Annotated in this window: 15 protein-coding genes and 1 pseudogene; 10 read left to right on the top strand and 6 right to left on the bottom strand. The window is 73.0% G+C overall.

Annotated features, from left to right (window positions below; all coding sequences use genetic code 11):
• Window positions 1-83: 83 nt before the first annotated feature.
• The 4 genes from ACN28G_RS24695 to ACN28G_RS24680 are packed head-to-tail and all read left to right on the top strand — an operon-like array spanning window position 84 to window position 5,908.
• The gene (locus ACN28G_RS24695) at window positions 84-2,105 is read left to right on the top strand and encodes an Hsp70 family protein (protein WP_421480429.1); all 2,022 of its coding nucleotides are present in this window, start codon (window positions 84-86) and stop codon (window positions 2,103-2,105) included.
• Entirely contained in the window at window positions 2,102-3,439 is a 1,338-nt protein-coding gene (locus tag ACN28G_RS24690; RefSeq protein WP_421480428.1) for a GTPase, read from the top strand. Before ACN28G_RS24695 ends, ACN28G_RS24690 begins: the two co-directional genes overlap by 4 nt.
• Window positions 3,436-3,921 carry a hypothetical protein gene (locus ACN28G_RS24685; RefSeq protein ID WP_421480427.1) on the top strand — a complete coding sequence of 162 codons (486 nt, stop codon included), beginning with the start codon at window positions 3,436-3,438 and terminating at the stop codon, window positions 3,919-3,921. Before ACN28G_RS24690 ends, ACN28G_RS24685 begins: the two co-directional genes overlap by 4 nt.
• A 4-nt stretch (window positions 3,922-3,925) precedes the next feature.
• Window positions 3,926-5,908, top strand: a complete 1,983-nt coding sequence (locus tag ACN28G_RS24680) for a dynamin family protein (RefSeq protein WP_175440698.1) — start codon at window positions 3,926-3,928, stop codon at window positions 5,906-5,908.
• Between the two features lie 48 nt (window positions 5,909-5,956).
• On the opposite strand, the gene ACN28G_RS24675 is transcribed toward ACN28G_RS24680, so the two are convergent.
• Entirely contained in the window at window positions 5,957-7,120 is a 1,164-nt protein-coding gene (locus ACN28G_RS24675) for a 5'-methylthioadenosine/S-adenosylhomocysteine nucleosidase (protein ID WP_139135797.1), read from the bottom strand.
• Window positions 7,121-7,215: 95 nt separating this feature from the next.
• A complete protein-coding gene (locus tag ACN28G_RS24670) occupies window positions 7,216-8,502 on the bottom strand; it encodes a CobW family GTP-binding protein (protein WP_091445327.1) in 1,287 nt (428 codons plus the stop codon).
• Window positions 8,503-8,588: 86 nt separating this feature from the next.
• Between ACN28G_RS24670 and ACN28G_RS24665 the strand changes: the two are divergent.
• Both ACN28G_RS24665 and rpmG read left to right on the top strand, forming a co-directional pair.
• Window positions 8,589-8,726, top strand: a pseudogene (locus tag ACN28G_RS24665) (large ribosomal subunit protein bL28); the annotation flags it as partial.
• Window positions 8,726-8,893, top strand: coding sequence for a 50S ribosomal protein L33 (gene rpmG, locus ACN28G_RS24660; RefSeq protein WP_091445329.1), 168 nt, complete (start codon window positions 8,726-8,728; stop codon window positions 8,891-8,893). The pseudogene ACN28G_RS24665 and the gene rpmG, both read left to right, overlap by 1 nt.
• Window positions 8,894-9,005: 112 nt before the next feature.
• On the opposite strand, the gene ACN28G_RS24655 is transcribed toward rpmG, so the two are convergent.
• The 3 genes from ACN28G_RS24655 to ACN28G_RS24645 form a co-directional block, all read right to left on the bottom strand.
• Window positions 9,006-10,010 (bottom strand): glycoside hydrolase family 11 protein, encoded by a 1,005-nt coding sequence (locus tag ACN28G_RS24655; protein ID WP_091445332.1) that lies wholly within the window; start codon window positions 10,008-10,010, stop codon window positions 9,006-9,008.
• 332 nt (window positions 10,011-10,342) lie between these two features.
• Window positions 10,343-11,218, bottom strand: coding sequence for a hypothetical protein (locus ACN28G_RS24650; protein WP_139135798.1), 876 nt, complete (start codon window positions 11,216-11,218; stop codon window positions 10,343-10,345).
• A gap of 47 nt (window positions 11,219-11,265) precedes the next feature.
• On the bottom strand, window positions 11,266-13,854 hold the full coding sequence (locus tag ACN28G_RS24645; RefSeq protein ID WP_421480426.1) for a S8 family serine peptidase: 2,589 nt from the start codon (window positions 13,852-13,854) through the stop codon (window positions 11,266-11,268).
• A gap of 117 nt (window positions 13,855-13,971) precedes the next feature.
• On the opposite strand from ACN28G_RS24645, the gene ACN28G_RS24640 reads away from it, so the two are divergent.
• The 4 genes from ACN28G_RS24640 (at window position 13,972) to ACN28G_RS24625 (ending at window position 20,126) form a co-directional block, all read left to right on the top strand.
• Window positions 13,972-15,870 carry a sigma-70 family RNA polymerase sigma factor gene (locus ACN28G_RS24640; RefSeq protein WP_421480425.1) on the top strand — a complete coding sequence of 633 codons (1,899 nt, stop codon included), beginning with the start codon at window positions 13,972-13,974 and terminating at the stop codon, window positions 15,868-15,870.
• 178 nt (window positions 15,871-16,048) lie between these two features.
• Entirely contained in the window at window positions 16,049-17,470 is a 1,422-nt protein-coding gene (locus ACN28G_RS24635) for a hemolysin family protein (RefSeq protein ID WP_229688286.1), read from the top strand.
• Entirely contained in the window at window positions 17,467-18,528 is a 1,062-nt protein-coding gene (locus tag ACN28G_RS24630) for a hemolysin family protein (RefSeq protein WP_091445342.1), read from the top strand. The genes ACN28G_RS24635 and ACN28G_RS24630 overlap by 4 nt, the downstream gene beginning before the upstream one ends.
• An 896-nt stretch (window positions 18,529-19,424) precedes the next feature.
• Window positions 19,425-20,126: a SanA/YdcF family protein gene (locus tag ACN28G_RS24625; protein WP_421480424.1), complete on the top strand. Its 702-nt coding sequence runs from the start codon at window positions 19,425-19,427 to the stop codon at window positions 20,124-20,126.
• 176 nt (window positions 20,127-20,302) lie between these two features.
• On the opposite strand, the gene ACN28G_RS24620 is transcribed toward ACN28G_RS24625, so the two are convergent.
• Entirely contained in the window at window positions 20,303-21,760 is a 1,458-nt protein-coding gene (locus ACN28G_RS24620) for a phytoene desaturase family protein (RefSeq protein ID WP_421480423.1), read from the bottom strand.
• Window positions 21,761-21,771 lie beyond the last annotated feature (11 nt).

Genomic DNA, 21,771 nt, shown 5'->3' with positions numbered 1-21,771 from the left:
ACTCGTCCGTACGGACGGTGATCGGGGGGCGAGGGCTTGCGTAGCCTGCCTACACACAGGAGAACCGAGCACAGGGGACTGTCGTGATCGCCTCGATCGACTTCGGCGCGTCCGCCACCAAGGCCGCGGTACTCGACGCGACCACGGACGCCGCCCGGCTGATCGCCTTCGACGCGACGAACCACCTGCCGACCGCCGTGCACCGGCACCGCGGTGGGAAGCTGCTGGTCGGTCGGCCTGCCCTGGCGTACCTGGACCGCCGGCCGCACCAGGTCCGCACCGACCTCAAGCAACGGCTGAACCACGCGACCGTGGTACGCGCTAACAACCCGCTGGTGGAGGTCGGCGGCGCTCGGCCGATGCCACTGTTGGAGGCCGTCGCGGCGGTGCTGGCGCACGCGTACCGGGCGGTCGAGTCGAGCCTGTCCGGCCCACCCGGCCAGCTCCTGCTCACGTACCCGGTGATCTGGGACGCCGCCCGCCGTGCCGCGCTGCGGCAGGCGGCGCGGCTCGGCGGGATCGAGGCCCGCATCGAACTGGTCAGTGAGCCGGAGGCGGCGGCCTGGCAGCTCTCCGCCACCCACGACCGGCTGCCGACGCCGATCGCCATGCTGGACCTCGGCGCGTCCACCTTCGACCTGGCCGTGCTCGACCGGGACTCCGACGGGCGGCTAGGGCGGCTGCACGCCGACGGGCGGGCGGTCGGCGGGGACGACTTCGACGTGGCCCTGCTCGACCTGGTCGAGGACGGCCTGACCGGGGCGGCGAGACGGCGCTTCGTCGAGCTGCGCACCGAGGCCGCACACGATGTCACCCGGGAGGCCCAGGCGGTGAAGATCCGGCTCACCGTCGAGCCACGGGCCACCTTCGCGTTTCGTGACGTCGAGCGGGAGATCAGCCGGGAGGAGTTCGACGAGGCCGTCGCGCCGCTGGTCGAGGAGTGTGTCGAGACCGCGGCACAGGCGGTGGAGACGGTGCACCGGACCCGGCCGGTCCGGACCGTCGGGCTCTGTGGTGCCGCCTCCCGGGTGCCGTACTTCCGCGACGAGGTGGCGGCGCTGGCCCGCCGGCTGGGAGCCGGCTTCGTCGAGGTGGGCGGGCCCGGTGGCGGCCCGGCCCGGGTCGCCGCCGTGGCACTCGGTGCCGTCCGGGTGGCCCACCGGCCGGTCCTGCGGTCCGACGACGACTGGGTGGTGAACTTCGACAAGTTCCCCAGAGTCCCGCCGCTGACCCCGACGGCCGACGGCTTCGCCTACCCGACCACCGACGCCGCCGACATCGGGCTGTCCCGGCCCGGTGGCAACCGGCTCGCGGCCAAGGTCGGGAACATCACCAGCCTCACCCGGGTCTGGCGACTCGCTTACGACCTCGACCAGCGGCTCCTGGTCAGCGGCAGCGACAACGGCCTGGTCGAGCTCTGGGAGCACGGCGAGGAGCTGACCCTGCGGCACCGTGGCTTCCTCGGCCGGTCGGCGTCGGTGCTGGGTTTTTTTCGTGACCAGGAGGTGACCGCGCTGGCTGTGCGGGGTGACCGGATCGCATCGGTCGAGAAGCGGGGCACGGGTGCCGTGTACCGCCGTAAAGGGAATCGGTGGTCGTTGCACCACCGCCTCAATCTGACCGGTCCCACGGTGGGGCTGTCGATCCTCGCCCGGGACGGGGCGCTGCTGCGCTGGGGAGGCGAGCGGCTCGAACTCCTTGACCCCGACAGCGGTCACACCCTCGCCACCGAGAAGCTGCCGACGCAGGACCCGGTGATCCGGGTGGAGCCCCGGCACGGGTGGGCCTACCTGCGCTCGGCCGACCTGCTGGCCGCCTACCGGATCGACGGACGGTCCATCCGGGCAGGCTTCCGCCGGGAGATCGCCGGGACGGGGGCGCTCTGCTGTGGCACATACGCCAGCCGCCCGCTGGTGCTCACCGTCGCTCCGGCCGAGTCCGCGGTGCTGGCCCTCGACGGGTGCACCGGTGCGGAACTCGCCCGCCTGGACGTACCGGATCCGGGTGAGGTCAGCCAGCTCACCCCTACCGCCTGGCCGGACCGCTTCTTCGTCGCGATCGGTAACGAGGTCCGGTTCCTGACCCTGACGGGCGGCCCGAGGTGACCGCGGACAGGTCGAGGCCGCCCGGTCCCGGGCCAGCCTCGGCCCTGCTCGGTGAGTTGTGCCGGCGGTTGGCCGGGCGGGCCGAGCTACGCGGTGAGGCGACTCTCGCGGACCTGGCGGCGCAGTGCGCCGAGCCGCTGCGGGTGGCGGTGGTGGGTGACGTTTCGACCGGCAAGTCGACGCTGGTGAACGCGTTGGTGAGGCGGTTCGTGGCGGCCGTCGACCGGCCCGAGACGACCGCCGGGGTGACCTGGTACCGCCATCCGGCGCTGCCCGTGCCGCCGGCAATCGGCCCCCACCACCGGCACCAGCCCGCAGCGTTCCCGCTCGCCGACCGCATCGTGCTGGCCGACAGCCCCGGCACGAACACCGCCTCCGGTGCCGACCGGCTCACGGAGGAGTTGGTGCACACCGCCACCGAGACCGCCGGCAGTGTCGCGGCTCTGGTGTACCTGACGCGCGGCGGCCTGCTGTCCGAGCGCGCCCGGCGGCAGCTGAGGCGCTACACCTCGTTGACCGCAGGTCCGCTGGGCGGCGGCGGCAACGTCGTCGCCGTGGTGGGCAAGCTGGACGAACTGGCCGTGGCCGGCCCGGAGGAGGCCGAGGCGACCCTGTCCGAGCAGACCGGGCTCTCGCCGGACCGGGTGGTGGCGGTCAACCAGCGGTTGGCGATGGCGGTGCGGCTCGGTGCGGTCACCGACCGGCACCTGCGCGTCATCGCGGCCGTCGCCGCAGACCCGGTGCTGTCCGTCCTGGCGGCTGCCGGACCGGAGGCGTTGCTGAGCGGTCTGCCGGCCGACGGCCCGGACGCGGAGACCCTGGCGGAGATCGCCGACCTGCTCCAGCCCTTGGCCGTGGCGCTGCCCGGACTCGCCGGCGCCGACCACCGGAAGATCCTCGAACGGTTGGACGAGGCGTCCCGGGTGCCGGTGCTGGAGCGCGTCCTGGCGGAGTTGGCGGCCGACGCCGACGTGCTGACCGTCTGTGCCGTCGTCGGTCGGCTCCGTCGGTTCGCCGCCCGGCTCGGCCCGGAACGGGGGGCGGTCGTCTGGTCCGGGCTCGCCGAGACCACCCGGGCCCAACCGTTCCGTCGGATCGAGCGCCGGGAGGCGGCGCTGGCGCTGGAGTCACCGCCGCTACGCCGCAGCGTCGAGGCGGCGCAGCGACAGGCGGCGGCACACCTGCTCGCCAGCTCCGGCACGAGCCCCGATCCCGAGATCGCACACCGCTGGTCGTTGATCGCCGCCCGACCGGGCCGTCCGACCGTCGTCCGGCGGGTGGCCGAGATCGTCGCCGACGCCGCCCGTGCCGAGCCGACCGGGAGCCGACCGTGAAAACCCTGTGGAGCAGTCTCGTGCTCCTGCTCGCCGCAGTGCCGACGGTCCTCTGGCGTCGCCATTGCCGTGGTCCGCACCAACGGCCGGTCTCCCCGGCGGTCCCGCCACCGTCCCCGCCGGTCGTCCCGCCCGCGCCGGGGGCCGGGACGGACCCGGACCCCGTCCGCCCGGTCAGGTCACCCGAGCTGGACGCGCGGGTGGCGGCGGCCGTGCTCGACGTCGTCGCCGCGATGACCAGTGTCGAGCTGCGGCGGCGGCTGATCGAGGCGGTCGCCCTGCTGCCGGACATCGGGCTCGTGGATCCGGCCCCGGGCACCGTCTTCGACCCCGAACGGCATGCCTGGGCCGAGACCCGTCCGGCCCCGGAAGCCGTCGATCGCGACACCGTTGCCGTCACCCTCTCCGTCGGCCTCACCGACCACCTCGGTCGGGTCGTGCGTCCGGCGCGGGTGGCCGTCTACGACCAGGAAGGTGAGTGACGCCATGAGTCAGCCGGAGGAACTCTTGGACGAGTCTCTGCGAGCCATCACCGAACGGACCGTCGAGCTGGCGAACCCGGGGTCCGGGCGGGCGGTCGCGGCGTTGCGGCGGTTGACCGCCCGGCGGCGTACTCCGGCGCTGCCGGTGGTGGTGGTCGGTGAGGTCTCCCGTGGCAAGTCGACACTGGTCAACGCCCTCGTCGGGCAGCGTGTCCTGCCGGCAGACCGCACGGTCACCACCTCGACGTGGACGTTGATCAAACACGGGCCCTCGCTCGCCGGGCAGGCCACCGTCCAGTGTGGTGACGGGACGATCGAGACGGTGCCGGTCAACACCGTGGCGGCGCTGGGGACCTACCTCGCCGTGGACGGCCAGCAACAGCTGGAGGACCTGCACGGGGCAGGAGCGCGGTGTGTCTCGATGGTGCTCGAAGTGCCCTCTCCCCTCCTGGAGTCGGGTCTGCAACTGATCGACACGCCAGGTGTGGGTGGTCTGCGGGCCACCCACCGGCAGGCCACCCTCACCGCGTTGGCCGAGGCCGACGCCGTCGTCTTCGTCATCCGGCCCGGGGAGCCCATCTCGGCCAGTGAGCGACTCTTCCTGGCCGAGGCGAGTGAGCAGATCGGCACGTGCGTCGTCGTGCAGACCCACCGGGACCAGACGCTCAAGGCGAAGGCGGCGCTCGACGCGGATCTCGCCAGCCTCACCGACCGGCAGCAGTGGTGCGCCCTGCTCGGTGACCAGGAACGAGCCGACCGGGTCGTGGCGTACTTCCGGGACGTCAAGGGGATCTCGGTGTCCAGTCGGAACGCCCTACTGGCACAGGACGAGCCACCCGGTCCGGTCCGGGACACGCTCCTGCGTTCCTCGGGCCTGCAGATGTTGACCGAGGTGCTCCAGCACGACGTGGTGGCCGCCCGACGGCGGGTCCGGCAGCGTACCGAACTGCAACTGGTGGAGTTGGTGCTACGGCAGACCCGCGACCGGACCCGGGAGACCGTCGCCCTGCTCAGCGGGGACGCCGAGGCGGCCCGGATCCTCGAGGACCGGCGGGCCACCATCGGCCGTTGGGTGGCCCACGGCGGTGACCTGTGGCGTCGGAGGTACCGCGCGGGTTGTGCCCGGATCCCGGACGAGCTCCAAGTGATCGTCGACCGGCGGTGCGCGGAGTTGAACACCGACGTCGGCCGGCAACTCGCCGCCATGAAGCCCACGGAGATAGAGAAGGCCATGAAAGGGGTGCTCGGCCTGCCGGCACAGGTGTTCACCGAACTGCTCACCGAGGTCGACACGAAGATCGCCGCCGCTGCCGCCGGGGTGCGTGAACTCCTGGAGCGGGACGGGCTGGCCCAGCAGGCGCATCAGACGGACGATGACGGCGTGACCTTCGAGCGTCTCGGTGACGGGACCTTCACCAGAGCCTCCACCAACCTGTCCGTCGAGGACCTGAAACACGCGACGCTCGGCGGAATGGCCGGGGTGGGCATCGCCTCCTCCGGTGCCCTCGTGCTGGCTCACGCCGGCATCCTGCCGGGTGCCCTGGCCGCTGCGGCGGCCGCCGGAACCGCCGGTGGGGCCGCCGGGACCGGCCTGGCCGCCACCGCCGCGACGATCGCCGCGCCGATCTTCTGGCCGTTCGTCGTCGGTGCGGTGGCGTTCGTCGCCATCCACCAGGTCTCCCGGGTCCGTGCCCGGACCCGGGAACAGGCCCGTACGGTGCTCGCCACCGTTCGCGAGGAGATCGCGGGAACTGCGCTGACCCGGGCCCTCGACGCCGCGAAGGAGGTCGGGCGGATGGTGGAGGAGGACATCGAGGCAGGGATCCGGGAACTGCACGACGAGGCGGACCGGGCGCGCCGGGACCTCGCCGACGCCACCACCCTCACCCCTGCCGCCCGACTGGCCCGGATCAGCGACGCTGAGGACCTGCTGGCCCGGGTCGAGGATCTCCGCGCCGAGGCAGCCGCCCTGGCCGGTCGCATCTGACCGGACCCGGCCGACCGGCACAGCCACTCGTCCGCGGGTGCGGGGAGGTCACGAGGCGTCGCCGTCGTCGACGTCCGGATCGTCGGTGTCGTCGGGTCCCTCCTGGTCCGGCCCGCCCCGATCGCCGAGGCGGTGGCGGGGCGGACTCCGGCGGGTGCCGTGCCGCCAGTCCTCGCCGCCGCCGTCGGGGCCCGGGTGGGTGGGACCCACGTCCGGTCCCGGCGGCGTCGGCGTGGTGGTGGGATCCGGCGCCGGGGAACCGTTCACCGCCACGCCGAGCGCCAACAGGGAGATGCCGATCGCGGCGGCCTCGGCGGGTGACAGCCCGGTGCCCGAAACACCGGCGTCGGCCGAGGGCGCCCTGGTCGGCAGCGTCGACCAGGGAAAGTCGGGGTCGGACACCAGACAGCCGAGCAGCATGACCGCGTTGGTGGTGGCGTACCGGCGCCACACGTTGGGAGCCCCGCTCCCGTCGGACTGCGCGTCCAGCGCCGCCTTTCCCGGGTCGGCGTGGTCGGAGACCCCGCGCAGCACGAGCAGATCGACCCCCTCGTGCCAGTCCACCGCCGCCGCCGCGCCGGCCGCCTCACACTCGAGCGCGGTGAACGCCCGGTTGCGACCCCTCAGCCAGGCGGTGAACTGCTCCGCGGCCCCGACCAGGTCACCGCTGGCGACCGGCCCCACCAGCGCCTTCGGTGGGTCAGCCGCGCCGTCGGGATGGTCCGCGACCCGGTCGGCGCGCCACCGTCGGTACGTCGGACCGGACCATTCGCCGAACGGGAAGTTGTTTACGAAGGCGGCCAGTTGGCCGCGCAACCGCCATGAGGTGCCGGCCGTACGCAGCGCGAAGCTCGTACCGTCGGGGGTGGGCACCGCTTTTGCCCGGTACAGGTAGGAGTCGACCTCGGCGGCGATCACCACGTCACCCAGTCGCAGGTCGGGGTCGAGCCCGCCGGCGGTGCCGACCAGTGCCACCACCGACACCCCGTACGACCGGACCAGCAGGTCGGCGCCGAGCGCGGCGGCGACCGGCCCCATCGCGTGCAACGGCAACGCGAGGCCCCTGGTCCGGCTGCCGGGAAAGGTGAACCGGTACATCTGGCGACCCTGGTCCACGAAGGACGACATCGGGCCGACGGTGTCCTGGACGTACCGGAACTCCTCGCCGAGCGCGACGAGCAGGCCCAGTCGGTAACCACCCTCGCTGCTCATGAACAGCACGATAGTGCGGGTACCCGGTGGAGATCGACGGTCGGACCACCAGGTGTCGGATACCCGGCGCGGCGGCGGACGCGGAGTGGAACCGGTCAGGCCGGGCTGTCTCCGGCGCGGTTCGGGTCGAGGTGGGCGAGCGGGAAGCAGCCGGCCAACGGGTCGTCGTAGTGCCGCCAGGTGTCCTCCCCGTCGGCCAGCTCGGCGTCGGTGAGCAGGCAGTCGGCGAGCGTACGGTGCAGCGCGTCGGGGTCGAGGTCCATGCCGACGAAGACCAGCAGTTGGTGCCGGTCGCCGTAGTAAGGGTCCCAGTCGAGAGCGGCGGCGAGCCGCCGATGGTCGGAGATCCCGTCCCAGTGCGCGTCGGGCAGGGCGACCAGCCAGCGGCCGAGGGAACCGAGCCGGAGGCCGCCACCGGCGAACTCCCAGGCGACGACCGTCTCGGGTTGGCTGGCCAACCAGAGGTGCCCACGGGAGCGGACGACGTCGGAGTTGACGTCCTCCAACACGTCGTGCAGCCGGCGGGGGTGGAACGGCCGGCGGGCGCGGAAGACCACCGAGACCACCCCGCAGTCGGACTGCGGCTCGTGCCGGCCCAGGCTGCGGCCTTCCAGTCCCCGGGCCAGCACCGCGGGTGTCTCGGGACGGTGCCGGTGGGTGCCGCGCAGACGCCGGGTCAACGCGTCGGCGTCGACGACGTCGCCGTCGACCCGGACCTGGGTCGCCCACGGGGCCATCCGTTCCAGCAGCACGGCCGAACCGTCGAGGCCGTACGCCCCGTCCCGGGACCGTCCCCAGAGGACCAGGGTGTCGGCGTACTCGATCTGCCGGGCGATGACGTCGGCGAGTGCCCGGTCGTCGTTGTCGGCGGCCTGGATGCCGAGGGCCTTGAGACCCTCGGTGCTGGCCAGGCCGTCGAGCAGGTGTTCGGCGTCGACCACGGTCAGGTACGAGTCGATCCGGACGAGGTCGGTCAGTGGCACCTCGTCGACCCGGCAGTGCGCGCAGACGGCGGCGACCGCCTCTGGCTCGACCACCTCGGGCAGCATCAGCACCAGGTCCCGTCGGGGGTGGGCGCGGGCCAACCGGGCGAGGGTGGGCAGTACGTCCTCGCGCAGGGTGCAGGAGGCGCAGCCGTGCGCCAGGGTGATCCGCTCGTCCTCCAGGCGGCCGCCGGAGTCGCGGACGATCCGGTGCACGGTGCCGTTGCCGAGGTCGGCGAGGTCGTGCCGGATGAGGATCAGCGTCGGGTCCGCGGCGAGCAGGGCCCGGGCGACGGCATACGTCGCAGCCGGCCAGAAACCGCTGAGCACGGTCAACGACGGGCGGGTGTCGCCCGGCGGGGTGCCGGTGTCGGTGGGCGCGAGCGGCGACGACGACATCACAGTCCTCTCGACTTAGTTGAAAACGATTGTCATTATAAACAGGTTCTTGACCCTGCTCGACCTCCAGGAGTGCCCGTGTCCACCAGAGCCACCGCTACTGGCTGCCCTCGGAGCGGCGCTGGGTCAGGCTGACCCTGACCGCCAAGGCGCTGCGGACCGTGGACCGCAGGGGCATCGAGAGGGTGGTCGCCGAGTTGCGTACCCGGGGGGTGAAGGTCTGATGGCCCGGCAGACCGCGCTGCATCCGATCGTGCGGCTGCGCAGCACCGCCGGCACCGGCTACACCTACGTGATCCGCAAGAACCGGCGCAACGACCCGGACCGCCTGGTCCTGCGCCGGTACGACCCGATCGTGCGCCGGCATGTCGAGTTCCGCGAGGTGCGTTGACGCCCGTGTGCGATCCGACCGGGCCGCCCACCGTCCGCGAGGCGTCCCGGTGACCAGATGAGCGATGGTGGGGGTGCCGACCGCGGTCGGCACCCCCACCGGTGGGGTCGGCTCAGCTGGCCGAGCAGGTCGCGGTCGGGGTGGTGTTGTTGCCGTTCTTGTAGAGCGTGATGCCGAAGTTGTTGCCGTTGCCGTTCGGTCGGGCGGTGAGGGTGCCGCTGGAGCCGCTGACCGACGCGTTCCAACTGCTCTGCACGCTCTGGCCGCCGTTGGTGCGGATGGTGACGGTCCAGTTGTTGCTGCCGCTCACCGAGAAGGTGGTGTTGAACCGGTCGCTCCAGTCCTCGGCCCGGCTCACACTCACCGAGCAGCCACCACCCGGCGGCGGGTTGGTGGGGTTGGTGGGGTTGCCGCCGGTCGTGCCGCCGACCGTGATGTTGGAGCTACCGCTGCTCTGGTACCCCTCGGTGGCCATGATCTGGTAGTAGTGGTTGCCCAGGTTCATGCCCCGGCTGGCCCACGCGTCGAAGTGGTTGCCGGTGGTGATGGTGCCGCCGACCCGCTTCGAGGTGCGGACGCTCCAGTACTGGTAGAAGGTCTGGATGCCGTCGATCGAGGGCTGCTGCACCCGCTGGGTCCGGTAGATGTCGTAGGTGCCGCCGTCGGTGTTGATCGTGCCCATCGAGCTGGCGCCCGGGGGCCGCCAGGAGCCCCAGCTGTCCACGATGTAGTACTCGACGAGCGGGTTACGCGTCCAGCCGTACAGGGTCAGGTAGGAGTTGCCGTTCGGGTTGAAGGTGCCCGAGTAGGTCACGTTCCGGCGGGTGCCCGGGTTCCAGCCCTTGCCGGCGACGAAGTTGTTGACGTTGCTCCACTGGGTGCTGTACTGCCCGCCGTTGCCCATGGTCATGGAGACGTTGCCGCTGTCCTTCCAGAAGGAGAAGAAGTACCCGTTGTGGGTGCCCTCCTGGTTGGACGTCACGGTCTGGGCGTGGGCGGGGCTGGAGACGATCGCCGTGGTCCCGGTGGTGGCCAGTATCGCGGCGCAGGCGGCGCCGAGGAGCAACCTGAGACGTCGGCGCCTGCGGTTGTTCGAGTGGACGGGGGTCTCGGGCATGGACGAACCTTCCTCCTCGTTATGAATTGCATCGACAAAAATCGATGTCTTATTGGGCGACAGTATTGGCTCCGTCGAGTCGGGTTGTCAACAAGTTTCGGAAAAACTGCCGAAACCTCTGCCGGGTGACCGGTCGCCGGATTCACGGTGTCGTCCCTGCTGAACGCGCATGTTCTGGTGGTCGTCACCCGGAACGGGTTCACCAGAACCAGGGGCATTCCAATCGGGGTTCGGAGGAGGTTTATCGAAAGTTTCGGACTCTGTGATCAAGCCTGAACCCGCCGTGGTCCCGGGCCGACGAGCCGGCCCGGGACCACGGGTACGGAGGTCGGTCAGGTCGCGCAGACGGCGTACGCGCGCACCTTCCAGCTGCCGCTGAAGCCGTTCTCGTCCTCGGCGGCGCGAACGGTCACCGTGGTCGACGAGGTGGGCCGCAGCTCGGTCAGGCGCACCTGGCCGTCGCCGCCGACGACCTCACCACCCACCCCGTGTACCCGGGTGCCCGCCGGGCAGGTCGCGGTGACCGACTGGCTGGCCAGCGAGCCGAAGGCGCTGTCGGTGGACAACCGCTGCTCGCCCGGGAGCGGGTCGGCGCAGATGACGGCGATGTCCAGCGACCAGTTGCCGGCGAAGTCGCCGCCCGCCTCGACGCCCGCCACCGTCACGCTGTTCAGGTGGATCCGGACGTCCTCCAGGAGCACGTCGCTGGCGCCGGAGCCGAGCGCCAGAGCGGCGCCGCCGCCGCCGATGGCGCGCTTGCCGATCGGGCACGACACCTCCCGGAACTTCGGGTTGACCGAATCGGTCGCCGAGTGACCGGTGACCACCTCCAGCCCGGTGGGCGCGGGAGCGCAGATCGCGCTGGTGGTCACCGCCCAGTTGCCGGCCACCCCGTTGGGATCCTCGCGGCCGGTCACCGAGTAGAGGTTGGCGTCGGCCAACGGCAGCATGATGTCCAGGCCGACCTGGCCGAGACCCGACCCGGTGAGCACGGCCCCACCACCGATGACCTTGGTGCCCGCCGGGCAGACGGTGTTCTGCGTCTTGGCGGAGCTGGTGCTGGGCCCGACACTCGTCTTGACCACCAGGCCGGGCACGGCCGCCACCGGTGCGGTGAGGGCGAGCTGGCCGAGTACGACCGCGCTCAGCGCGGCCCCGCCCACGGCGGCCGTCCGACGTGCCCAGCAGCGGTTCGACGTGTCTCGCATGGTTTTTCCTCTCCTCGGTTCGATTCGATTCGATTCGGTTCGGCCGGTCAGGGCGTGACCACCTGGATCTGGACCGGTACGGAATCCACGCCGATCAGGCCCGTCGAGTCGAAAACCTCCAGCCACACCGACCAGGTGGTGCCGGTGTGTCCGCTGTCCAACTGGCCCAGCTGGGCGGTGAAGCTGGCGCAGCTCTTTGGCAGGACCACGTCGTCGATCGGGCCGTCGGTCGGCACCGCGCTGCCCTGGCAGAGCACCTTCTTGACCCCGCCGTCGCCGTAGGCGGTCCACCGGTAGCGGGTTCCGGAGACCGCACCGTCCTCGACGTCGGTGCCGGCGCCGGCGAACGTGACCGACTTCGGCTTGCCGTCGGCCATGGTCAGCTGCAGCGGCGTCGCCGGCTGGGTGATCGTGGCAGCCGGCGGATGCTGCCCGGCCAGCAGCGCGGTGACCGTGAAGGCTCGTTGCGCGCTGGTACCACCAGCCGTGAACGTCACCGTGTACGCCCCCGCCGTGACCGTGCCCGCCGGCAGGAGGGCCTGGTGACCGGTGGCCTGGAAGACCACCGTGCCGCCCCGCCGGACCGTCCAGGACGCCTCGGTGTCGGGGACCGGTCCGAAGGCGTCGGGGTCGTTGGAGGCACCGACCAGGCTGACCGACTGGCCCGGGGTGAGCGTCAGTCCGGCCGGCGGCGAGATGATGGCCGTGGTCGTCGGGCTGTCCACCACCGTCACGGTGACCGCCGCCGAGCCGGTACGCCCCAGGCTGTCGGTGGCGCTGGCGGTGATGACGTGGGTTCCGGCCGACAGCGAGGGCACGACGGTGACCGAGGTGTCACCCAGTACGCCGTCGATGCTGCTGGTCCAGGTGATCGGGATCTGCTTACCGAGGAAGTCGGTGGCCGTACCCCACAGGTCGACCGTCTGGTGCACACCGAACTGCTGCTTGGTCTTCGGCGTACTGATGCTCACGGTCGGCTTGCCGATCTTGACCCCCAGCGCCCGGGCGACCGCGGCGAGGGCGTCGATCCGACGTTGGCTGCCGGTCACCTTGGCGCCGAGCCCGCCGACGTGCGCGGTGCTGTTGAGGATGTCCCGGACCTCCGCCGAGGTCAGGCTCGGGTCGGCGGCCAGCACCAGGGCGGCGACCCCGCCCACGAACGGCGCGGCGACGCTGGTGCCGCAGGTGCGCTTCGTCGCGTCACCTACCGGCTTGCCGGAGTCGGCGAGCGTCCGCACGCACATCGGTCCGTAGATCTCCACCGAGGTGGTGAGGTCGTTGGTGCCGAAGTTCGACCCGGCAGCCACCGTCGCGTCGGTGTTCATGCCACCGACGCAGATCACGTGGGTGCTCTCGCAGGGCACGTAGAGCAGGTCACCGTCGATGTTCTTCCCGTTGTTGCCGGCGGACGCGACGATCACCGCACCGGTGGCCCGGACGTGCTCCATCCGCCGGTCGGTCCAGGTCCGGGCCCAGGCCTTGCCGAGATCGACGTCGCGGGTGAAGCTCAGATTGACCACGTCCGGGTGGGTCTCCTCGGCGGCCTTCTCCAACCGGCGCAGGACCGTCCAGTAGTCGATGCCGTTGCGCACGGCGACCAGTTCCTCGACCACCGGCCCGGCCGGGCCGGCGGTGCCGTAGCCGTTGTCGACCCGACCCATCCCGGCGAGCACCACGTCGGTGCCGTGGAAGGGGCAGGGCGTGCCGTTCGTACAGTCGTTGGTGTTGGGCTTGCCCCACTCCACCTTGTGCAGGGAAACCTTGCTCGGAAAGTCGAGGTTGGACTGGAAACCGCCGTCCTGGACGAGATACTTGACCTGCTTGCTCAGCCGGCCCTTGGATTCGAGCAACTGCCAGGCCGGTGCGACCCCGGTGTCCATCGCGCCGCCGGCCCGCATGAACGACCAGTCGAAGACGTTCAGCGGGATGTCGGCGGACTCGTACACCTCGCCGTCGACGATGCCGGCCGGCTCCACCAGCCAGTCGAGGACCAGTTCGGTGCCGGACCGCCATTCGGCGGCGGCCAGCGCGAGCAGCCGCAACGCCCGCTCGTCACCGACCCGGTACACCCCGGACCGGCCCGGCTCGGCGGCGAGCAGATCGGCGACCAGCCCGGCCGGGTCGGCGCGCCCGACGTCGACCCGTACCAGGTGGTCCTGACCCTGCTCGTCCGGAGCGAACGAGTCGAGTACCTGGCCGCCCCAGCGGGCCAGGAAGGCGTCCAGTTCGGTCTGGTCGGCGACCCGCACCATCACCTCGTCGAGAACCAGGCCGACCGGCGAATCGTCCGGCCCGGCCAGCACGCCGAGCTTCCGGTCGGTGCCGAGTCGACCGACGGGGTCGACCGTCAGTCGAGGTGCGGACAGCGCGGGGTCGACCCGGAAGGCCAACGGTCCGGAAACCGTGCTGCCGGGCGTCCCGGTGGGGACGGTGCTGCCGGGCGTCCCGGTCGGGACGGTGCTGCCGGGCGTCGCGGTCGGGACGGTGCTGCCGGGCGTCGCGGTGGGCGCCGGTACGACGGTGGCGTCGGCGGTGGTGGGGGCGACGAGTCCGCCGGCAAGCACCGCGACCACGGTGGCGACCAGCCAGCGGTGCCCGGCTGTGCCCTTCCGGTGGGCGGAACGAGTCGGATTCATGAGGTACTCCTCGGTGTCGGTGGTGGATGTGACACCGGTGGGAGCGCGGGCGGGTCGGCATGCCAACAGAAAGACCTCAGGAAAGTCTTCCTTCGTTCTGCTGGACCCCGTAGTCGGATGACTGGGGGACGGATGGACGCCGCCGCGCAGAACGACCGCACGCTCGTCGAGGCGGTTCGCCGGGGCGACCGGGCCGGCCTGGAAGCCATGTACCGGTGCTACGCCGACCGGCTCCACACGTACGCCCGGGTGCTGCTGCGTGAGCCGGAGGCCGCCGCGGACGCCGTCCACGACGCCTTCCTCACCGCCAGCCAGCGCATCGGTCAGCTCCGCGACCCTGACCGGCTGCGCCCCTGGCTGTACACGATCGTGCGCAACGAGTGTCTCCGGCAGCTGCGGGAACGGTCCCGCTCCGCGCCGTTGGCCGAGGCGGCGGAGCCGGTGGCCGACACCGCCGACCCGGGCACGGGCGTCAACGCCGACCAGGTACGCGACCTCGTGCACGCCGCAGTGGCCGCCCTCAACCCCGGCGACCGCGAGGTGGTCCATCTGGCGATTCGCCACGAGTTGTCCGCCGTCGACATCGGCGTGGCCCTCGGGGTGTCCGCCAACCACGCCCACGCTCGCCTGTCCCGGGCCCGCTCGCAGCTCGAACGGGCCCTCGGCGCGCTGCTCGTGGCCCGGAGCGGAGCGGGGGACTGCCCGGTGCTGGCCGATCTTCTCGACGGTTGGCAGGGCCGCTTCACCCCGACCCTGCGCAAGCGCGTCTCCCGGCACATCGACGGCTGCCCCGCCTGCGGTCTGCTCCGGCGCGAGCAGTTCAACCCGGCGGCGCTGTTGACCGCGTACACGGCCCCGGGTTTCCTCGTCGCCGCGGACCCGGTGTGGTCGAGGCTCACCGAGGTTCAAGCCCAAGTCGACGCCGACGCCGACGCCGACGCCGAGACCGAGGCCGAGACCGAGGCCGAGGCCGAGGCCGACGCCGACGCCGACGCCGACGCCGACGCCGACACCGAGACCGAGGCCGAGGCCGACGCCGACGCCGACGCCGACGCCGACGCCGACGCCGAGACCGAGGCCGACGCCGACGCCGAGGCCGACGCCGACGCCGACGCCGACGCGTCGGACGGCCGGATCGACCCGGTCGACGCGGGGCGCGCACCCAACGGGCCCCCCGCTCCGGCGGTGGCGGCGGGTGGGGTCCCGGAGGCTGCTGCGGAAGCACGGCGGACCGTGGCCCACCCGGTCCGGGTGACCTCGGTGTCGGCGCGGCAGGCCCCGACCGGCCGCGACCGGCATCGACGCCGGTTGGCCACGACCGCTGTGCTGTTGGTGCTCCTGGCCATCGGCGGAACCTGGGCGTTGGTCATCGGACACCCGGCCGCCGAGCAGGTCGGGACCTCCGGCGCGCAGGCGCTGCCACTGACGAGTCCGGGTGGCACAGCTCCCGGTGGCACGGCGGTGTCCGGATCGCCACCCCATGGTGTACCGCGATCCGGGCCGGCCAGCACCGACGGTACGACCGACAACCAGGCCGCCTCGACAGCGGCGGGTGCGGCGGCACCCGACCACGGGCCGGCCGGCCCGGATCCGGCGATCACCCCGGCAGGGCCGTCGGTACCGACCACGACCAGCTCGCCGGCCAGGCCCCGGCCGACCGTGCCCTCGCCGACCGTGCCCTCGCCGACCGTGCCCCGGCCGGCCGCCTCGCCGCAACTGGCCGCTCCGTTCACGGTCACCGCCGATGCGCACACCCGTTGCGGGTCGGACAGCTACCTCCTGGTGGTACGGGTCACCGGCAGCGCCGCGCTCGGCGACGCCCAGCTGAGCATCACGCCAACCGGTGGTGCCCCGTCGACCCGGGCGATGACCGTGACGGGACCGTCCGCGTCGGTGACCGTGGGACAGTTGCGGGCTACCGGCCTGACCTGGCGGGTACGGGCGACCGCCGCCGACGGCCGTACCGCCCGCAGCCCGTCGTACCCGATCAGCGATCCCTGCGTCCGGCCGGGCTAGCGCCGGGCATCCAGCACCGCCAACCGGTACGCCTGCCCGGGGCGACGACCGCATGACGTGGATCACAGCGCTCGGCTTGCCGATGCCGCCTCGCTGCCTATTCTTGGCTGATGTCCGCTGACAGTGATCCTCCCAGTCCGAGCCGCCGTGCCGACCTGCCCGAGGTGGCCCGGTGGTGATGGAGTGGTTCCTGCTGGCGATCGTGGTGCTGCTCATCGCGGCCAACGCGATCTTCGTGGCGGCGGAGTTCGCCTTCGTCACGGTGGACCGCGCGACCGTGGAACGCGAGGCGAAAGCCGGTGACGGCCGCTCGGCCAGCCTGCTCAAGGGCCTGCGGACGCTGTCGACCCAGCTCTCCGGAGCGCAGCTGGGCATCACCGTCACCAGCCTGATCACCGGTTTCCTGGCCGAGCCGTCCCTGGCCGCGCTGCTGCGCGGCCCACTCGGACTGACCGGCCTGTCCGACAGCGCGACCACCGCGCTCTCGATCTCACTGGCGCTGGTGCTGGCGACCGTCTTCCAGATGGTCCTCGGTGAGCTGGTGCCGAAGAACTGGGCGATCTCCGAACCGCTGCGGGTGGGTCGGGCGGTCGCCGGGGCGCAACGCGGCTTCACCACCGCCGCCGGCCCGCTGATCCGTTTCCTCAACGGCGCGGCCAACTGGATCCTGCACCGGATGGGTATCGAGCCGACCGAGGAACTGGCCTCGGCCCGTTCCCCGCAGGAGCTCTCCTCCCTGGTCAGCCGCTCGGGTCGGGAGGGCACCCTGGACGCCCGGACGGCCGAGCTGGTGGCCCGCTCGATCGACTTCGGTGAGCGTACCGCCGACGACGTGATGACTCCCCGGACCAGGGCCCGGTTCGTCTCCGCCGACGCCTCCGCCGCCGAGATCCTGGCGTTGGCCGCCGACACCGGGCACGCCCGGTTCCCGGTGACCGCCTCCGGCGCGGACGAGGTCCTCGGCGCGGTGCACTTCAAGCACGCCCTGGCCGTGCCCACCGCCGAGCGGGCCCAGCGACCCGTACGCAGCATCATGGTCGACCTGCCCGAGGTTCCCGAGACGATGGAGCTCGACCCGTTGCTGGCCGTGCTGCGCGAACCGGGCCTGCAGATGGCGGTCGTGCTCGACGAGTACGGCGGCACCGCCGGCATCGTCACCCTGGAGGACCTGGTGGAGGAGATCGTCGGGGAGATCGCCGACGAGCAGGACCGGCCGGTACGCCGGCACCACCGGGCCGCCGACGGCACCTGGACGCTGTCCGGGCTGCTCCGCCCGGACGAGGCGTCCCGGCTGATCGACCTCGACCTGCCCGAGGCGCGCAGCGCCGAGACCCTCGGCGGACTGGTCACCGAACAGCTCGGCCGCTTTCCCGAGGTCGGTGACAGCGTGCTGGTGACCGCCGCCGACCGGGCCCATCCCGACGACGACGGCCTGCCCACCCCGGCCGACGTGGAGCTCACCGTCACCCGGCTCGACGGGCGCCGGGTCGACCGGCTCACCCTGCGCCAGGTCGCACCCACCACCGACGCCAGACCCACCCCCGGCACCGTGCCCGCGCCCGCCGGCGACGCCGAGAAGATCGAGGAAGTACGGTCATGAGCGACGTCACCGCCCTGCTGCTGGCCGTGGCGCTGCTGATCGGCAACGCCTTCTTCGTCGGCGCGGAGTTCGCCCTGATCTCGGCCCGCCGTACCCAGATCGAACCGCGCGCCGCAGCTGGCTCCACCATCGCCCGGGTCACCCTGCGGGCGATGGAGAACGTCTCGCTGATGATGGCCGGCGCGCAGCTCGGCATCACCGTCTGTTCGCTGGGCCTGGGCGCCGTCGGCGAACCGGCCGTGGCACACCTGCTGGAACGGCCGTTCGCCGCGATGGGCGTACCGGACGGGCTGCTGCATCCGATCGCCTTCGCGATCGCCCTGGTCGTGGTGGTCTTCCTGCACATGGTCCTCGGCGAGATGGTGCCCAAGAACATCGCCCTGGCCGGCCCGGAACGCTCCGCGCTGATCCTCGGGCCGGTGCTCTACGGCATCGTCACCGTGCTGCGGCCGCTGATCTGGCTGCTCAACCAGCTCGCCAACGCCGTGCTCCGGCTGCTGCGGGTCACCCCGAAGGACGAGGTCGCGTCGGCCTTCACCAGCGAGGAGGTGGCCGGCTTCATCAGCCAGTCCCGCCAGGAAGGCCTCCTCGACCAGCAGGAACACGACCTGCTCACCGGCGCGCTCAGCTTCAACGAGCAGACCGCCGAGAAGGTGGCCCTGCCGCTGTCGTCGCTGGTCACCGTCGCTCAGGACAGCACCCCCGTCGAACTGGAGGAGCAGTGCGCCAGCACCGGCTTCTCCCGCTTCCCGACCACCGGGCCCGACGGAACGCTCACCGGCTACGTACACGTCAAGGACATCCTCGGCGTCCCCGACGAGGACCGGGACCGGCCGGTCGACCGGCAGCGGATCCGCGACCTGGCCACGGTGGACGCCGGGCAGCCGCTGCGCGACGTGCTGGCCGTCATGCAGCAGCAGGGCGCGCACCTGGCCAGGGTGGTGGAGCCGGGTACGGACCGGCTACTGGGCCTGGCCGCCCTGGAGGACGTGATCGAGGAGCTGGTCGGCGAGGTCCGCGACGCCACCCAGCGCGTCCCCGAGCCAGCCCGCGCCTGACCGCTCCGCCCCGCCCCGCCCCGCCCCGCCGAGCGTCCCCCGGGGTGTGCCCTGTGGGCGTGCCCGCGGGGTGTGACCTCTGGGTGTGCCCGCGGGGTGTGACCTCTGGGTGTGCCGCAGGGGATGGTGCCCGCAGGGTGTGCCGCAAGATATTGGAAGCAAACGGCCCCTCCAGGGGTACGTTGCTTCCAAGATCTTTGCGCCACGCGGCCCCGTCACCGCTGCGGCGGGCCCCGATGTGAATCTTGGACACTTACCGTTCTATTTGGACGGTAAGTGTCCAAGATCTACAGCCGATCGCGGGTACGGAGAGAGCAAGCGCATCGGCTGTGGAGGAGGGCGGGGGCGGAGGCTGTCGACGGGGCGGGGTTGGTGGTGGTGACCGGGAAACCGAACCACCTCGCACCCAGCTGTCCCGCCGGGTCTCCGTAGGTGTCGGCAACAGGCCGGGTGATGGGGAAGAAAACGGCCCCTGGGGGCTCTGTTGCCAAGTCACCCGGCCCCCGGCCCCGGCCCCCGGCCCCGGCCCCCGGCCCCGGCCCCCGGCCCCCGGCCCCGGCCCCCGGCCCCGGCCCCCGGCCCCGGCCCCCGGCCCCGGCCCCCGGCCCCGGCCCCCGGCCCCGGCCCCCGGCCCCGGCCCCCGGCCCCGGCCCCCGGCCCCGGCCCCCGGCCCCGGCCCCCGGCCCCGGCCCCGGCCCCCGGCCCCGGCCCCCGGCCCCGGCCCCCGGCCCCGGCCCCCGGCCCCGGCCCCCGGCCCCGGCCCCCGGCCCCGGCCCCCGGCCCCGGCCCCCGGCCCCGGCCCCCGGCCCCGGCCCCCGGCCCCGGCCCCCGGCCCGGGGATCCGGCGCGCTGTTGCGCGGGCACCGGCGGGTTCGTCAGGTCGTTAGGGTGTGCCGGTGAGTCCCTCGCCGACGACCGACCGGCCAACTCGCGCGATCCGGCGGCGTCGTCTCCTCCGGCGGCTGGTCGTCGCGGGAATCGTCGGGTTGTTGCTGGTCAGCGCCCCCTGGCTGTGGACGGTGGTGGCCGCCCACGGTCACCGGTACGACGAGACCGGGGCACCCCGTGCGGACGTGGTGATCGTGCTGGGTACCGAGGTCCTGGCGGACGGCCGGCCGTCGGTCCGGCTGGCCGGCCGGTTGGCCACCGCCGCCGAGCTGGTGCACTCCGGGCGGGCCCGGGTGGTCCTCGTCTCGGGGGACGGCAACGGTGTCTCCGGCGACGAGCCGGTGGCGATGACCCGGCACCTGACCGGGGCGCTCGGGGTCGACCCAGGGCGGATCGTGGGTGATCCGGCCGGCCTGGACACCTACGACAGCTGTGTCCGCGCCCGGGACGTGTACGGCGTCCGGCGGGCGCTGATCGTGACCCAGTCCTACCACCTGTCGCGGGCGGTGACGCTCTGCCGCACCGTCGGGATGGGCGTCGACGGGGTGGCCGCCCGCTGCGCCGGCTGCGGCACCGGTCTGCTGGCCGGCAAGGCGGTCCGCGACTACCTGGCCGCTCCGAAGGCGGCCTGGGACGCCGTACTGGCCCGGCCCCCAGCGGTCCACTCGCCCGCCACCCCCGCCCTCCAGGACGCCCTCCGCGGCAACTGAACCCCGCACCCAGATCGGCGCCACATCGTGGAAACAGTGGTGTCGAGGGTCAGCCGAGGCCCCTGTTTCCCGGAACTTGCCCGGCGGCCCGGCGGCCCGGCCCGGCGGCCCGGCGGCCCGGCGGCCCGGCCCGGCGGCGCGCCATGGACCGGTGCGCTGCAGCGCGGCGCGGGCGATCAACGTGCGGCGCGGAGCAGGGCGAGGGGGTCGGTGCGGACGCCGAACCGGTGACGCAGCGCCCGACCGGCGGCGTGCAGGCCGGACATGCCGTGTACGGCCGGACCGGGCGGGGTGGAGGCTGAGCAGAGGTAGACCCCGGGTAGCGGGGTCCGGTACGGGTCCCAGCGGGCCGTCGGCCGCATCACCAGCTGCCATGGGGTGACCGCCCCGCCGGAGATGTCCCCGCCGACGTAGTTCGGGTTGTGCCCGCCGGCCTGTGCCGCCGGCACCACGTGAGTGGCCAGGATCAGGTCGCGGAAGCCCGGTGCGAAGCGTTCCACCTGGGCGACGATCTGGTCGCTGACGTCCCGCGGGGAGCCGTTCGGCACGTGCGCGTACGTCCAGAGCACCTGCCTGCCGGCGGGGGCGCGGGACGGGTCGACGACGCCGGGCTGCACCGCCAGCACGTACGGGCGCTGTGCGTGCCGGCCCCGGACCACCGCGTGCTCGGCGGTCCGCGCCTCGGCGGCGGAACCGACCAGGTGCAGGGTGCCGGCGCGGGCGCATGCCGGGTCGGCCCACGGCACCGGGCCGGCGAGCGCGAAGTCCACCTTGCACGCCGCCCCGCCGTACCGGAAGGAGCGCAGTTGGCGCGCGTAGCCGGCGGGCAGCCGGTCACCGGCGATGCGCAGCAGCCCGGCGGGGGAGACGTCGAGCAGGACCGCGCGGGCCGGCGGCAGTTGGGCCAGGTCGTCGATCCGGTCCCCGGTGACCACCCGGCCGCCGAGCTGTTCCAGCCGGGTCACCATCGCGTCGGTGATCGCCTGGCTGCCACCGGCGGGAACCGGCCAGCCGACCGCGTGTCCGAGGGTGGCCAGCAGCAGCCCGGCCCCGGCCGGGGCGAGCCGGCGCGGTGGGGCGATCGCGTGCGCGGCCACCCCGGCCAGCAACGCGGCGGCCTCGGTGCCCCGGAACCGGGCCGCTGCCGCCGGGGTGCCCTGTTCGAGGGTGCGCAACCCGAGCAGCAGCGCGGCGAACGGGTCGCGCGGCAACCGGCGCAGGTCGGACATGGCCGTGTCGACCACCTGCGACCAGCGCCGGACCAGCGGGCCGAGCAGGGACCGCCAGGCCGCCCCGTCCGGACCCAACCCCTCGGCGGTACGGTCCAGGTCCCGCCAGGCCAGCACCGCCCGGCCACCGTCCAGCGGGTGGGCGTACGGGATCTCGGGTTGTCGTAGTTGTACGCCGTGGGCGGCCAGGTCGAAGGCGCGGAAGAACGGCGAGGCGAGCGCCATCGGGTGCACCGCCGAGCAGACGTCGTGCCGGAACCCGGGCAGGGTCAGCTCCTCGGTGCGGGTGCCACCGCCGGTGGTCGGGGCGGCCTCGTGCACCTGCACCCGCAGCCCCGCCGAGGCGAGCACCAGCGCGGCGGCCAGCCCGTTCGGGCCGGAGCCGACCACCACCGCGTCCACCATGGGCCCCCCTT

It is taken from the genome of Micromonospora sp. WMMA1923, assembly GCF_049179195.1.
Lineage (GTDB): Bacteria > Actinomycetota > Actinomycetes > Mycobacteriales > Micromonosporaceae > Micromonospora > Micromonospora yangpuensis.
Note: the sequence above shows the minus strand (reverse complement) of the source record. Positions and strands in the feature narration are given on the sequence as shown.

What these genes read in the sequence shown, in the direction of transcription:
- ACN28G_RS24670 (WP_091445327.1), bottom strand. Translation starts at nt 8,502, where the DNA reads ATGTCGTCGTCGCCGCTCGCGCCCACCGACACCGGCACCCCGCCGGGC.
- ACN28G_RS24675 (WP_139135797.1), bottom strand. Translation starts at nt 7,120, where the DNA reads ATGAGCAGCGAGGGTGGTTACCGACTGGGCCTGCTCGTCGCGCTCGGC.
- ACN28G_RS24680 (WP_175440698.1), top strand. Translation starts at nt 3,926, where the DNA reads ATGAGTCAGCCGGAGGAACTCTTGGACGAGTCTCTGCGAGCCATCACC.
- ACN28G_RS24645 (WP_421480426.1), bottom strand. Translation starts at nt 13,854, where the DNA reads ATGAATCCGACTCGTTCCGCCCACCGGAAGGGCACAGCCGGGCACCGC.
- ACN28G_RS24635 (WP_229688286.1), top strand. Translation starts at nt 16,049, where the DNA reads ATGGAGTGGTTCCTGCTGGCGATCGTGGTGCTGCTCATCGCGGCCAAC.
- rpmG (WP_091445329.1), top strand. Translation starts at nt 8,726, where the DNA reads ATGGCCCGGCAGACCGCGCTGCATCCGATCGTGCGGCTGCGCAGCACC.
- ACN28G_RS24655 (WP_091445332.1), bottom strand. Translation starts at nt 10,010, where the DNA reads ATGCCCGAGACCCCCGTCCACTCGAACAACCGCAGGCGCCGACGTCTC.
- ACN28G_RS24630 (WP_091445342.1), top strand. Translation starts at nt 17,467, where the DNA reads ATGAGCGACGTCACCGCCCTGCTGCTGGCCGTGGCGCTGCTGATCGGC.
- ACN28G_RS24650 (WP_139135798.1), bottom strand. Translation starts at nt 11,218, where the DNA reads ATGCGAGACACGTCGAACCGCTGCTGGGCACGTCGGACGGCCGCCGTG.
- ACN28G_RS24640 (WP_421480425.1), top strand. Translation starts at nt 13,972, where the DNA reads ATGACTGGGGGACGGATGGACGCCGCCGCGCAGAACGACCGCACGCTC.
- ACN28G_RS24620 (WP_421480423.1), bottom strand. Translation starts at nt 21,760, where the DNA reads ATGGTGGACGCGGTGGTGGTCGGCTCCGGCCCGAACGGGCTGGCCGCC.